Annotated in this window: 10 protein-coding genes; 7 read left to right on the top strand and 3 right to left on the bottom strand. The window is 64.1% G+C overall.

Annotated elements, in window-relative coordinates; genetic code table 11:
* Positions 1–30 precede the first annotated feature (30 nt).
* A complete protein-coding gene (locus ACFWO8_RS03680; RefSeq protein WP_378941119.1) occupies positions 31–1,674 on the bottom strand; it encodes an MFS transporter in 1,644 nt (547 codons plus the stop codon).
* 417 nt (positions 1,675–2,091) lie between these two features.
* Here ACFWO8_RS03680 and rplJ point away from each other — a divergent pair, with 417 nt between their 5' ends.
* The 7 genes from rplJ (at position 2,092) to ACFWO8_RS03645 (ending at position 13,319) form a co-directional block, all read left to right on the top strand.
* Entirely contained in the window at positions 2,092–2,664 is a 573-nt protein-coding gene (rplJ, locus tag ACFWO8_RS03675; RefSeq protein WP_301903703.1) for a 50S ribosomal protein L10, read from the top strand.
* A 63-nt stretch (positions 2,665–2,727) separates the two neighbouring features.
* Complete coding sequence (gene rplL / locus ACFWO8_RS03670; RefSeq protein WP_378941117.1) at positions 2,728–3,111, top strand: 50S ribosomal protein L7/L12; 384 nt, start codon at positions 2,728–2,730, stop codon at positions 3,109–3,111.
* 232 nt (positions 3,112–3,343) lie between these two features.
* On the top strand, positions 3,344–4,423 hold the full coding sequence (locus ACFWO8_RS03665; protein ID WP_378941115.1) for an ABC transporter ATP-binding protein: 1,080 nt from the start codon (positions 3,344–3,346) through the stop codon (positions 4,421–4,423).
* Positions 4,424–5,070: 647 nt separating this feature from the next.
* Positions 5,071–8,571, top strand: a complete 3,501-nt coding sequence (locus ACFWO8_RS03660; protein WP_378941113.1) for a DNA-directed RNA polymerase subunit beta — start codon at positions 5,071–5,073, stop codon at positions 8,569–8,571.
* 105 nt (positions 8,572–8,676) lie between these two features.
* Positions 8,677–12,630, top strand: coding sequence for a DNA-directed RNA polymerase subunit beta' (locus ACFWO8_RS03655; RefSeq protein ID WP_378941111.1), 3,954 nt, complete (start codon positions 8,677–8,679; stop codon positions 12,628–12,630).
* An 84-nt stretch (positions 12,631–12,714) separates the two neighbouring features.
* Complete coding sequence (locus ACFWO8_RS03650) at positions 12,715–12,915, top strand: hypothetical protein (protein ID WP_378941109.1); 201 nt, start codon at positions 12,715–12,717, stop codon at positions 12,913–12,915.
* Positions 12,912–13,319, top strand: coding sequence for a type II toxin-antitoxin system VapC family toxin (locus tag ACFWO8_RS03645; protein WP_378941107.1), 408 nt, complete (start codon positions 12,912–12,914; stop codon positions 13,317–13,319). The genes ACFWO8_RS03650 and ACFWO8_RS03645 overlap by 4 nt, the downstream gene beginning before the upstream one ends.
* Positions 13,320–13,498: 179 nt before the next feature.
* Here ACFWO8_RS03645 and ACFWO8_RS03640 read toward each other — a convergent pair whose 3' ends face one another.
* Together ACFWO8_RS03640 and ACFWO8_RS03635 are read right to left on the bottom strand one after the other, a co-directional pair.
* Positions 13,499–13,828 (bottom strand): helix-turn-helix domain-containing protein, encoded by a 330-nt coding sequence (locus ACFWO8_RS03640; protein ID WP_378941105.1) that lies wholly within the window; start codon positions 13,826–13,828, stop codon positions 13,499–13,501.
* On the bottom strand, positions 13,825–14,196 hold the full coding sequence (locus ACFWO8_RS03635; RefSeq protein WP_378941103.1) for a type II toxin-antitoxin system RelE/ParE family toxin: 372 nt from the start codon (positions 14,194–14,196) through the stop codon (positions 13,825–13,827). Before ACFWO8_RS03635 ends, ACFWO8_RS03640 begins: the two co-directional genes overlap by 4 nt.
* Positions 14,197–14,214 lie beyond the last annotated feature (18 nt).

Raw genomic sequence — 14,214 nt, 5'->3', positions numbered from 1 at the left:
TGCGTTCCCACCCTCGCGGCGTTGGTGGGGCTAGTCGCGTTCGGTAGCGGAGTCGACTGCGTCGACAGTGGGCTCGTCGGCGCCCTTGCGCCATCCGAGCAGTACCGAATCGCCCTCCTGCGGCTTCCACGGCAGGAAGACCGCGACGATCCCCGCGCACACGACGACGGCGCCGGTGGCGACCAGCGATGCGGTGTGAGCGCCCTGTAGCGTCGCGGCCTTCATCGCGACGATGAGGTTCTCACGCTGAGTGTCGAGGAACGGAGTGAGTTCGCGTTTGCGGAGCTCGAGGATGCTGAGCGGGCTGGCTTGGACCAGGCTCTTCTCGTTGGCGTTCATGATGCCGAGTGGGATGGCCTCGATGCGCGGGCCGATCTGGGTCGTGTAATAGGAGGCGACGATCGAGCCGAGCACCGCGACGCCTAAGGTACCGCCGATTTCGCGGGTCGTGTCGTTCACCGCCGAGCCCGCGCCCGCTTCGTTGAGAGGCAACGAGGACATGATCGACTCGGTGGCCGGTCCCTGCACGATGCCGAGGCCGAGCGCCATGAAAACCATCGCGGGGAGCACGTCGGCGAGGTAGGTGCTGTCGACGGTGACCTGGCCGCCGAGATAGAGACCGAGGCCGGTCAGTAGCAGCCCGATCACGAGTACTGCTGTGGTGCCGAAGCGCTGCGCGAGCACCGTGGCTACCGGTGCGCCGACCGCGATGGAGAACGCGAATGGCAGTGAGGCGATGCCGAATTCGAGCGGGCTGTATTCCCGCACGCCCTGGAAGTACTGGGTGATGAGGAAGAGGAACCCGAACATCGAGAAGTAGCCGATGGCAATGGCCAAGGCGGGTAGCGAGAATCGGCGATTGCGGAACAAGCGCATATCGAGAATTGGTGCGGCGGTGCGTAGTTCCCAGATGACGAAGGCGGCAAGCAGAGTCGCACCGAGTGCGGTGGTGCCCAGTGTGGTGAGCGAGTACCAGCCGTTGTGCGGTGCTTCGATGATCGCCCACACCACCATGGTGATGCCGGCGATCGACAGGCCGATGCCGATGAGATCGAGTGTGCCGACTTGATCGGCGCGTGATTCAGGCACCCAGATGAGCGTGGCGATCAGGGCGACCAGCGCCACTGGCACATTGATCCAGAACACCGAGTGCCAGCTGAAGTGTTCCAGCAGCCAGCCGCCGGAGATCGGACCGATGGCGATCGCGAACCCGGCCATCGCGGTCCACGCGGCGATCGCCAGCGCGCGTTCGCGCCGGTCGGTGAAGATATTGATGATCAGGGCGAGGGTGGCGGGGAAGACCGCCGCGGCGAAGACACCCATCGCGGCCCTGGCGACGATGACCTGCGTCATCGTGTCGGCCAGTGCCCCGCCGACCGACATCGCCGCGATCCCGACGAGGCCGATGGTCATGATCCGGCGGCGACCGTAGCGGTCGCCGAGATTGCCCGCGGCCAGCAGCAGGCCGGCGAAGGTGAGGGTGTAGGCGTCGACGACCCACTGCAGGCCGGAGACTCCGGTCCGTAGCTGGACGCCGATCGAGGGGAGGGCGACGTTGACGATGGTGTTGTCGAGCACCACCAGCAATTCGGCCAGACAGATCACGACGAGCGCGAGAAACCGCTGCGAACGCCGGTCCAGCAGCACTGGTGGAGCGACTATGGAAGTTGTCATAGAAGTGGAGTGAACCAGATTACTGTCACCGTACGTAACACCTTCTTTGTAGGATCACTGCCACATCGCAGTATCGAAGTGGGCTGTGTCACAACAAATCCGGCTGAATGCGACCGGGGGACCCCCGTTTTGGCAGATGAGGGTAGGTGCGGGTACAGTGGTCAACGGTCATGCGGGATGTGCATACATCCGGCGAGGACCACACCCATTCGTTCTACCGAAGACCGTTGGTCGTTGATGCCGAATTTCACGGTGTCGATCGAAGGTCCGGCGACATTGCCGGCGACCCACGCAGGGAGAGCTGAGGCCGAAGTTATTTTGCGCCCCGGTACGCCTTGCGTCCGGGGCGTTCGTTTTGTCGCCGGCCCCTGATTCGGTAGTGCACCAACGAAACCGACATCAGAGAGGAGGCGAAGTATGGCGAAACCTGAAAAGGTCACCGCTGTCGCGGAGATCGCGGAGCAGTTCAAGAACTCCACGGCCACTGTTGTCACGGAATACCGTGGCCTGTCGGTCGGCAAGCTCACCGAGCTGCGTCGTGCGCTCGGCGCCGACGCCACGTACTCCGTCGCCAAGAACACCCTGGTCAAGATCGCTGCCGGCGAAGCCGGTGTGGCGGGTCTCGACGAGCTGTTCGTCGGCCCGACCGCCATCACCTTCATCCAGGGTGAACCGGTCGATGCCGCCAAGGCGCTCAAGCAGTTCGCCAAGGACAACAAGTCCCTGGTCATCAAGGGCGGATACATGGACGGCCGCGCGCTGTCCGTGTCCGAGGTCGAGCGTATCGCTGACCTCGACTCGCGCGAGGTGCTGCTGGCCAAGCTGGCCGGTGCGTTCAAGGCCAAGCCGTCGCAGGCTGCCGCCCTGTTCGCCGCGCCCGCTTCGCAGGTCGCCCGGCTCGCGCAGGCGCTGCTCGAGAAGCGCACCAGCGCTGAAGGTGCTGTCGCCGCTCCGGCTGCCGACGAGGCACCCGCGGCCGACGCCGAATAAGACAACTAATACCCGCTTCGCGGCGCGTATGCGCTGCGAGGTACACCATCGGAAGGAAACACCATGGCAAAGCTGAGCACCGAAGAACTGATTGGCGCCTTCAAGGAGCTGACCCTGCTCGAGCTCGCTGAGTTCGTCAAGGTCTTCGAGGACACCTTCGACGTCACCGCCGCTGCCCCCGTCGCCGTCGCGGCCGCCGGTGGCGCTGCTCCGGCCGAGGCTGCCGAAGAGCAGGACGAGTTCGACGTCATCCTCGAGGGTGCCGGCGACAAGAAGATCCAGGTCATCAAGGTGGTCCGTGAGATCGTCTCGGGCCTGGGCCTGAAGGAAGCCAAGGACCTGGTCGAGGGCGCCCCGAAGCCGATCCTGGAGAAGGTCGCCAAGGATGCCGCCGAGGCCGCCAAGGCGAAGCTCGAAGAGGCCGGCGCCAAGGTGTCCGTCAAGTAATTCGCACTCCTGTGCTGTTGTGAACGGGCGGTCCTTTCCGGGCCGCCCGTTTGCTATTTGACCGGACATGCGAAAGTGATCCGGGTCGTAGGAACCGCGTCAGGTTACTCTTCAGTCATGAAGGGGTGTGCCCCGTCTCACTGATGGGTTACAGTGACCGGACCCACAGAGTCGTAGCGCACCGCCGTGATGTGAGCGCGCGGGAACGCGGGTGGGGTGCTCGCAGGGATCAATGGAGGTAGCAGTGGGCGTCGAGGTCAGGACCGAGGGTGTAACTAAATCCTTCGGTTCACAGCGAATTTGGCAGGACGTGTCGATCACGCTCCCTACGGGTGAGGTCAGTGCACTGCTGGGCCCCTCGGGTACGGGTAAGTCGGTGTTCCTGAAGTCGCTCATCGGGCTGCTGCGACCCGAGCGCGGGTCCATCTTCATCGATGGCACCGACATCATGACGTGCTCCAACAAGGAGCTCTACGAAATCCGGAAACTGTTCGGCGTCCTCTTCCAGGACGGCGCACTGTTCGGCTCGATGAATCTGTACGACAACACCGCGTTTCCGCTGCGCGAGCACACGAAGAAGTCGGAAACCGAGATCCGTCGCATCGTCATGGAGAAGCTCGAGCTGACCGGTCTGCTCGGCGCCGAGGGCAAGCTGCCCGGCGAGATCTCGGGCGGTATGCGCAAGCGCGCCGGTCTGGCACGCGCACTGGTGCTCGACCCGCAGATCATCCTCGTCGACGAGCCGGACTCGGGTCTCGACCCGGTGCGTACGTCCTACATCGCCCAGTTGCTGCTCAACATCAACGCGCAGATCGACGCCACGATCCTGATCGTGACGCACAACATCAACCTGGCTCGTACCGTGCCCGACAACATCGGCATGATGTTCCGTCGCCAGCTGGTCATGTTCGGACCGCGTGAGGTACTGCTCACCAGTGATGAGCCGGTGGTCAAGCAGTTCCTCAACGGCCGGATGGTCGGCCCGATCGGTATGTCGGAGGAGAAGGACGAGGCGCAGATGGCACGCGAGCAGGCGCTCGCGGATGCCGGCCACCACCACGGTGGCGCCGAGGAGATCGAAGGCATCATCCCGCAGATGAAGGCCGAGCCGGGCATGCCCGCCCGTCAGGCGGTGTTCCGCCGTCAGGCCCGCGTGCGCGAGATCATCCACACGCTGCCGCACGCGGCGCAGGTGGCGATCCGCGAGTCGCTCGACGCCTCCGACGACACCCAGGTGATGGCGAACTACGGTGGCAGCGATCAGCCCACCGAGACGTTCAAGACGGTTCCGCACGGCCAGATCAACGGCTGAGCGACTTTTACACCTCGGAAGAGCCCCGGCCCTACGGCCGGGGCTCTTCTGCGTCACGAGGCGGAAAACGGCTGCTGACCGGCCGCTCCGCGAGCTGGCGCGCACGGCGTGTCGCGAGTAAAATGACCGCGGCGCCGGGTGGGGGATCCTCAGCGCGCCAGGCGATCTCGCATCGCGAACAGACCTGCGCGCGCCACTTGACGAGGGGCCCGCGAACAGTCACCCTATTCACAGCAGCGTGAGCTGTTGAGGGGCATCAGCGCCAGCGAGGAATTCGGCCCAGCGTCAGCTGACAGGGGCCCAGCGCCAGTTGAATAGAGGGCTCAGCGCCAAGTGAGCAGTCGGCTCGGGGGAGTCGGCAGTAGGCGCGCAGCGGTGAAGGAACCCGACGCGGCCAGCGTCCAGGGCTTCGGCGCGTTATCCCGTGCGAGCGGTCACACGGATGGTATGTTGACACTCCCTTGTCTAGGGGTGTAAGTTTGGACGTTGCGCTGGCTGCCTCCTGTCCACACCTTGATTCGCACTCGAAAGTTCCACCCTTCCGGTGTTACTTCCGCTGCTGCTTGTTCTGGTTTCGTTCGGGCTGTAACCAGCGGAATTCGTAGCAGACAAGCGACGGTCGCGGACCACCACGCGACGCGCGTGAGGTGCTGGAAGGACGCATCTTGGCAGTCTCCACCCAGACCAAGGCTGGTATCCCCGGAGCCCCGTTGAGGGTTTCGTTCGCGAAGATCCGAGAGCCCTTGGAGGTGCCCGGACTTCTCGACCTACAAACGGACTCGTTCGCCTGGTTGGTCGGTACACCCGACTGGCGCGAGAAGGCAGCCGCTCGCGGCGACGTCGGTCTCGCAGGCGGCCTCGAGGAGGTGCTCGAAGAGCTCTCGCCGATCGAGGACTTCTCCGGGTCCATGTCCCTGTCGTTCTCTGATCCGCGCTTCGAAGAGGTCAAGGCCTCCATCGATGAGTGCAAAGAGAAGGACATGACCTACGCGGCGCCGTTGTTCGTCACCGCGGAGTTCATCAACAACAACACCGGCGAGATCAAGAGCCAGACGGTGTTCATGGGCGATTTCCCCATGATGACCGACAAGGGCACCTTCATCATCAACGGCACCGAGCGTGTCGTCGTCTCGCAGCTGGTCCGTTCCCCGGGCGTCTACTTCGATCACAACATCGACAAGACCACCGAGAAGGACCTGCACAGCGTGCGCGTGATTCCGTCGCGCGGCGCGTGGCTGGAGTTCGACGTCGACAAGCGCGACACCGTCGGTGTCCGTATCGACCGCAAGCGTCGTCAGCCGGTTACCGTGCTGCTCAAGGCGCTGGGTTGGACGACCGAGGAGATCGTCGAGCGTTTCGGCTTCTCCGAGATCATGATGTCCACCCTGGAGAAGGACAGCACGCCCGGCCAGGACGAGGCGCTGCTCGATATCTACCGCAAGCTGCGTCCGGGCGAGCCGCCGACCAAGGAGTCCGCGCAGACTCTGCTGGAGAACCTGTTCTTCAAGGAGAAGCGCTACGACCTGGCCCGCGTCGGTCGTTACAAGATCAACAAGAAGCTCGGCATCCACGTGCACGAGCCGGTGACCTCCTCGGTTCTCACCAAGGAAGACATCGTCGACACCATCGAGTACCTGGTGCGTCTGCACGCCGGTGACCGCACGATGACCGCCCCCGGCGGTGAAGAGGTCCCCGTCGAGATCGACGACATCGACCACTTCGGTAACCGTCGTCTGCGCACCGTCGGCGAGCTCATCCAGAACCAGATCCGCGTGGGCCTGTCCCGCATGGAGCGCGTGGTTCGTGAGCGGATGACGACTCAGGACGTCGAGGCGATCACGCCGCAGACCCTGATCAACATCCGCCCGGTCGTCGCCGCGATCAAGGAGTTCTTCGGAACCTCCCAGCTGTCGCAGTTCATGGACCAGAACAACCCGCTGTCGGGTCTGACCCACAAGCGCCGCCTGTCGGCGCTCGGCCCCGGTGGTCTGTCCCGTGAGCGTGCCGGTCTGGAAGTTCGTGACGTCCACCCGTCGCACTACGGCCGCATGTGCCCGATCGAGACCCCGGAAGGCCCGAACATCGGCCTGATCGGTTCGCTGTCGGTGTACGCGCGGGTCAACCCGTTCGGCTTCATCGAGACGCCGTACCAGAAGGTTGTCGACGGCAAGGTCACCGACGTAGTCAAGTACCTGACCGCCGACGAGGAAGACCGCTACGTTCGCGCGCAGGCCAACTCCCCGGTCGACGCCGAAGGTCGCTTCCTCGAGGAGAAGGTCCTCGTCCGCCGTGCGGGCGAAGAGGTCGAGTTCGTGACGCCGGCGCAGGTCGACTTCATGGACATCTCGCCGCGCCAGATGGTGTCGGTCGCGACGGCCATGATCCCGTTCCTCGAGCACGACGATGCCAACCGTGCCCTCATGGGTGCGAACATGCAGCGTCAGGCCGTGCCGCTGATCCGTTCCGAGTCCCCGATCGTGGGTACCGGCATGGAGCTGCGCGCAGCCGTCGACGCCGGTGACGTCGTCGTGAACGAGAAGCCCGGTGTGGTCGAAGAGGTCTCGGCCGATTACGTCACCGTGATGGCCGACGACGGCAGCCGCAAGTCCTACCGGATGCGCAAGTTCAACCGCTCGAACCAGGGCACCTGCTCGAACCAGCGTCCGATCGTGGACGAGGGCGATCGGGTGGAGAAGGGGCAGGTCCTCGCGGACGGCCCCTGCACCGAGAACGGTGAGATGGCGCTGGGCAAGAACTTGCTCGTCGCGATCATGCCGTGGGAAGGCCACAACTACGAGGACGCGATCATCCTGTCGCAGCGCCTCGTGGAAGAGGACGTTCTCACCTCGATCCACATCGAAGAGCACGAGATCGATGCCCGCGACACCAAGCTCGGTGCCGAGGAGATCACTCGGGATATCCCGAACGTCTCCGACGAGGTCCTCGCCGACCTCGACGAGCGCGGCATCATCCGCATCGGTGCCGAGGTCCGCGACGGCGACATCCTGGTCGGCAAGGTCACGCCCAAGGGCGAGACCGAGCTCACCCCGGAAGAGCGTCTGCTGCGTGCCATCTTCGGTGAGAAGGCTCGCGAAGTTCGCGACACCTCGCTGAAGGTGCCCCACGGTGAGTCCGGCAAGGTCATCGGCATTCGCGTGTTCTCGCGCGAAGACGACGACGATCTGCCTCCCGGTGTGAACGAGCTGGTCCGCGTCTACGTGGCCCAGAAGCGCAAGATCCAGGACGGCGACAAGCTCGCCGGTCGCCACGGCAACAAGGGCGTCATCGGCAAGATCCTCCCCATCGAGGACATGCCGTTCATGCCCGACGGCACGCCGGTCGACATCATCCTGAACACCCACGGTGTGCCCCGTCGTATGAACATCGGCCAGATCCTGGAAACCCATCTCGGGTGGATCGGTAAGGCCGGCTGGAATATCGACGTGGCCACGGACGGCACCCGTCCCGATTGGGCGGCCACGCTGCCCGAGGAGATGCTGTCCGCGCCCGCCGACTCGAACATCGCCACGCCCGTCTTCGACGGTGCCAAGGATGACGAGCTGACCGGTCTGCTCGCGTCGACGCTGCCCAACCGTGACGGCGAGCGCATGGTCGACGAGAACGGCAAGTCGACCCTGTTCGACGGTCGCTCCGGCGAGCCGTTCCCGTACCCGGTCGCGGTCGGTTACATGTACATCCTGAAGCTGCACCACCTGGTCGACGACAAGATCCACGCCCGTTCGACCGGTCCGTACTCGATGATCACCCAGCAGCCGCTGGGTGGTAAGGCGCAGTTCGGTGGTCAGCGATTCGGTGAGATGGAGTGCTGGGCCATGCAGGCCTACGGCGCGGCGTACACGCTGCAGGAACTCCTGACCATCAAGTCCGACGACGTGGTCGGCCGCGTGAAGGTCTACGAGGCGATCGTCAAGGGCGAGAACATTCCGGAGCCGGGCATTCCGGAGTCGTTCAAGGTGCTCCTCAAGGAACTCCAATCACTGTGCCTCAACGTCGAGGTGCTGTCTTCGGACGGCGCCGCGATCGAGATGGGCGGCGGCGAGGACGAGGATCTGGAGCGCGCGGCCGCGAACCTGGGCATCAACCTGTCCAGGAACGAAGCCGCCACCATCGACGATCTGGCGAACTAGGTGGTAAGCGGTGCGGTCGCTGTGGAAGCGACCGCACCGCGCACCGCGCTCGACAACTAGTGAACTTTTGCTCGAATTCGACCCGAATAGGGGAAAGGAAGTTACGTGCTAGACGTCAACTTCTTCGATGAACTCCGGATCGGCCTTGCCTCCGCCGATGACATCCGCCAGTGGTCTTTCGGCGAGGTGAAGAAGCCGGAGACCATCAACTACCGCACGCTCAAGCCGGAGAAGGACGGGCTCTTCTGCGAGAAGATCTTCGGTCCTACCCGGGACTGGGAGTGCTACTGCGGCAAGTACAAGCGTGTCCGCTTCAAGGGCATCATCTGTGAGCGCTGTGGCGTCGAGGTGACTCGCGCCAAGGTGCGTCGTGAGCGGATGGGCCACATCGAGCTGGCCGCTCCCGTTACCCACATCTGGTACTTCAAGGGCGTTCCGTCGCGCTTGGGTTACCTGCTCGACCTGGCGCCGAAGGATCTCGAGAAGATCATCTACTTCGCCGCCTACGTCATCGTCGGTGTCGACGAGGAGCTGCGCCACAACGAGCTCAGCACCCTCGAGGCCGAGATGGAGGTCGAGAAGAAGTCTGTCGGCGATCAGCGCGACGCCGATCTCGAGGCCCGTGCGCAGAAGCTCGAAGCCGACCTGGCCGAGCTCGAGGCCGAAGGCGCCAAGTCCGACGTGCGTCGCAAGGTCAAGGACGGCGGCGAGCGCGAGATGCGTCAGCTGCGCGACCGCTCGCAGCGCGAGCTGGATCGTCTCGACGAGATCTGGACGACCTTCACCAAGCTGTCGGTCAAGCAGCTCATCGTCGATGAGGTGCTCTACCGCGAGCTGGTCGACCGCTACGGCGAGTACTTCACCGGTGCGATGGGTGCGGAATCCATCCAGATCCTGATGAAGAACTTCGACATTCCCGCCGAAGCCGAGAGCCTGCGCGAGACCATTCGCTCGGGCAAGGGTCAGAAGAAGCTGCGCGCGCTCAAGCGTCTCAAGGTCGTCGCGGCCTTCCAGACCAACGGCAACTCGCCCATGGGCATGGTGCTCGACGCTGTTCCGGTGATCCCGCCGGAGCTGCGTCCGATGGTTCAGCTCGACGGTGGCCGTTTCGCCACCTCCGACCTGAACGACCTGTACCGCCGGGTGATCAACCGCAACAACCGCCTCAAGCGACTGATCGATCTGGGTGCGCCCGAGATCATCGTCAACAACGAGAAGCGGATGCTGCAGGAGTCGGTCGACGCACTGTTCGACAACGGCCGTCGTGGCCGTCCGGTCACCGGACCGGGTAACCGCCCGCTGAAGTCGCTGAGCGATCTGCTCAAGGGCAAGCAGGGTCGTTTCCGTCAGAACCTGCTCGGCAAGCGCGTCGACTACTCGGGCCGTTCGGTCATCGTCGTCGGTCCGCAGCTGAAGCTGCACCAGTGTGGTCTGCCGAAGCTGATGGCGCTCGAGCTGTTCAAGCCGTTCGTCATGAAGCGTCTGGTCGATCTCAACCACGCGCAGAACATCAAGTCCGCCAAGCGGATGGTCGAGCGTCAGCGTGCCCAGGTGTGGGATGTCCTCGAAGAGGTCATCGCCGAGCACCCGGTGATGCTGAACCGCGCGCCCACCCTGCACCGCCTTGGCATCCAGGCCTTCGAGCCCCAGCTGGTCGAAGGCAAGGCCATCCAGCTGCACCCGCTCGTGTGTGAGGCGTTCAACGCCGACTTCGACGGTGACCAGATGGCCGTGCACCTCCCGCTGTCCGCGGAGGCGCAGGCCGAGGCACGCATCCTGATGCTGTCGTCGAACAACATCCTGTCCCCGGCGTCGGGTCGCCCGCTGGCGATGCCGCGTCTGGACATGGTGACGGGCCTGTTCTACCTGACTCGTCTCGACGAGAACGGTGTCGGCACCTACAAGGCCGCCGCCAAGGACGAGCCGGAGTACGGCGTGTACTCCTCGCCCGCCGAGGCGCAGATGGCCGTCGACCGTGGCGAGCTGACCGTGCGGTCCACCATCAAGGTGCGGCTGACCGAGCAGCGCCCGCCGCGCGATATCGAGAACGAGCTGTTCCCGGACGGCTGGAAGCGCGGCGAGTCGTGGCTGGCCGAGACCACGCTGGGTCGGGTGATCTTCAACGATCTGCTGCCGGCGGACTACGCGTTCATCAACGAGCCGATGCCGAAGAAGCGTCAGGCCACGATCATCAACGATCTGGCCGAGCGCTACCCGATGATCGTCGTCGCGCAGACCGTCGACAAGCTCAAGGACGCCGGCTTCTACTGGGCCACGCGTTCGGGTGTCACCGTCTCCATGACGGACGTGCTCGTTCCGCCGGAGAAGCCCGAGATCATGGAACGCTATGAAGCTATGGCCGACCTGATCGAGAAGAAGTACCAGCGTGGTGCGCTCGATCACTCCGAGCGCAACAACGCCCTGGTCAAGATCTGGCAGGAAGCCACCGAGGAAGTGGGTGCCGCGCTGCGTACCCACTACCCGCCGGACAACCCGATCATCACGATCGTCGACTCCGGCGCCACGGGTAACTTCACCCAGACCCGTACCCTCGCGGGTATGAAGGGCCTGGTGACGAACCCGAAGGGTGAGTTCATCCCGCGCCCGATCAAGTCCTCGTTCCGTGAGGGCCTGACCGTGCTCGAGTACTTCATCAACACCCACGGTGCTCGTAAGGGTCTGGCCGATACGGCGCTTCGTACCGCCGACTCGGGTTACCTGACCCGTCGTCTGGTGGACGTGTCGCAGGACGTCATCGTCCGCGAAGAGGACTGTGGCACCGAACGCGGCATCCTGGTGCCGATCGCGGAGAAGCTGGCCGACGGCACGATCATCCGTGACGCGCACGTCGAGACCTCGACCTTCGCTCGGACCCTGGCGTCCGACGCGGTCGATGCCAAGGGCAACGTCATCGTCGCGAAGGGCGCCGACCTCGGCGACCCCGCGCTGGAGGCACTGCTCGAGGCCGGTATCACCGAGGTGAAGGTCCGCTCCGTGCTGACCTGCACCACCGGCACCGGCGTCTGTGCCACCTGCTACGGCCGTTCGATGGCCACCGGCAAGCTGGTCGATATCGGCGAGGCCGTCGGCATCGTCGCCGCCCAGTCCATCGGTGAGCCGGGTACCCAGCTGACCATGCGTACCTTCCACCAGGGTGGTGTCGCAGGCGACGACATCACCGGTGGTCTGCCGCGTGTTCAGGAGCTCTTCGAGGCCCGTGTCCCCAAGGGCAAGGCGCCGATCGCGGAGGTCTCGGGCCGGGTGCGTCTCGAGGACGACGACCGCTTCTACAAGATCACGATCATCCCTGATGACGGGTCGGAAGAAGTCGTCTACGACAAGCTCTCGAAGCGTCAGCGTCTGCGGGTGTTCAAGCACGACGACGGCTCCGAGCGTCTGCTGGCCGACGGTGACCACGTGGAGGTGGGTCAGCAGCTGCTCGAGGGCGCTGCCGATCCGCACGAGGTGCTGCGCGTGATGGGTCCCCGTCAGGTGCAGGTCCACCTGGTCCACGAGGTCCAGGAGGTCTACCGCTCGCAGGGTGTGTCGATCCACGACAAGCACATCGAGGTCATCGTGCGCCAGATGCTGCGTCGCGTGACGATCATCGATTCGGGTGCGACCGAGTTCCTGCCCGGCTCGCTCACCGAGCGCGCCGAGTTCGAGAACTCGAACCGTCGCGTGGTGGCCGAAGGCCGCGAGCCGGCTTCGGGCCGTCCCGTGCTGATGGGTATCACCAAGGCGTCGCTGGCCACCGATTCGTGGCTGTCGGCGGCTTCCTTCCAGGAGACCACCCGAGTGCTGACGGATGCGGCCATCAACTGCCGCTCCGACAAGCTGATCGGCCTGAAGGAGAACGTGATCATCGGTAAGCTCATCCCGGCCGGTACCGGTATCAACCGTTACCGCAACATCCAGGTGCAGCCGACCGAAGAAGCCCGTGCCGCGGCGTACGCGGTGCCGTCCTACGACGACACCTACTACTCCCCGGACAGCTTCGGCTCCTCCACCGGCGCAGCAGTGCCGCTGGACGACTACGGTTTCAGCGACTACCGCTAGTCCGTAAACATGGACGCCCCGCTTCTTTCGAGGAGCGGGGCGTTCGTCGGTCCGGGGTCGCGCGACTTCGGTATCGTTGGACTCATGACCGCAGCCTACGATCACTACCCCGAGCTGCATCGTCTGGTCGAACAGCTTCGACCAGAGACGGCTCCGGCCGCGCGCGAGGCATTGCTCCGTTTGGTACAGGACCCCTCGCCGGGCCGCCTCGCCGCACTACCGTCGTTCGACGGCCCAGAAGACCTCAGCGAGCGCATGGACGACGACTTGTTCGGGTCCGAGTGACGCTCATCGTCGACGCGAACGTCCTTGTTGCGGTGATGAATCGCAAAGACAAGCGGCACGCCGAGATGAAGGCGTACCTGTCGTCCAGGTCCGATGACTTCGTTGTGACCCCGTACATCGTCGCCGAGGTGACGTACCTTCTGCAGAAGTACGCAGGGGCCCAGGTCGAGATCCAGTTCATGGAGACGGTGCGCGACAAGCTCTTCCGCGAAGAATTCGACACGGTTGACTCCACCCGAATCATCGAGCTGATGAAGCAGTTCGCCGACTTCCCACTTGGAGCGGCTGATGCTTCGTTGATCGCCGTCGCCGAGCGCCTACACATCCGCGACATCGCCACCGCGGATCACCACTTCAGGGCTGTCCGCACCGCTGGCCTCGATTACATCAATGTCGTCCCCTGATTCTGGGCAACACGGCTGACCATTGGGGTCAGACCAGACAACCAATCAGGCTCCCAGCCCTTACGGAGCGTGACCGCGAGTTCGACTACGTAAGATTTGCGGCAAATCCGAGCAGCCGGTCCCTGCAGAACCAGACTGGAAGAGCGCGGGGCCGAACTGTTTTGCGACGCGTCGAGTAGTCAGGCAACCTTGATCGTGTGCGGGCCGACGCTCACGCTGATGTCGACGTGGCCGCCGAGTGCGCGGGCGTAGGCGCGGAGGGTGTCGAGTTCCATGGCTGCCAGGTCGCCGTTCTCGATCTGGGAGATACGCGCCTGGCTTACTCCGATGGCGGCCGCGAGTTCGGCCTGCGTCTTCCCGACTGTTCGTCGGAGTTCCTTGAGGTGGTGTCCGGCAATACGGCCTGCCAACTGTTCGGCTGCGGCTGCCTGTACCTTCGGGTCAGCCAGTTCCGGGTGCAACCGGTGAGCTTCTTCTTTTACTTCGCGCCAGCTTCGTGCGCCAGTCATCGGATCTCCTTCTCGCTATCGGCGCGATAGTCGGCGTAGCGATGTTCTGCCAGCGGAATCGCGTCGTCGTACCACTTGGACCAGCGTCCCATTTTGTCGCCGCTGACCAGGATGATCGCGTGGCGATCGGGATCGAATACGAACAGCATTCGGATCTCCGACCGGCCACTCGAACCGGGACGCAACTCCTTCAGGTTCTTCAACCGGCTGTGTTCGAGGGTATCGACAAGAGGTCTGCCCAGCGCTGGACCAACAGCGGCGAGTTGGTCCAGCGCCTGTTCGATCAAGGCTGCCGATGCTGGGTCGGACTCGCACAGCTTCATGAACCAGTGATCGACTTGCTCGAGTAGCACGATCTCCCATTTCACGATCTGATTATAAGTCAC

Origin of the sequence: Nocardia sp. NPDC058480 (assembly GCF_042720495.1) — a bacterium.
Taxonomy (GTDB): Bacteria; Actinomycetota; Actinomycetes; order Mycobacteriales; family Mycobacteriaceae; genus Nocardia.
This window is presented reverse-complemented; position numbering and strand designations above follow the sequence as displayed.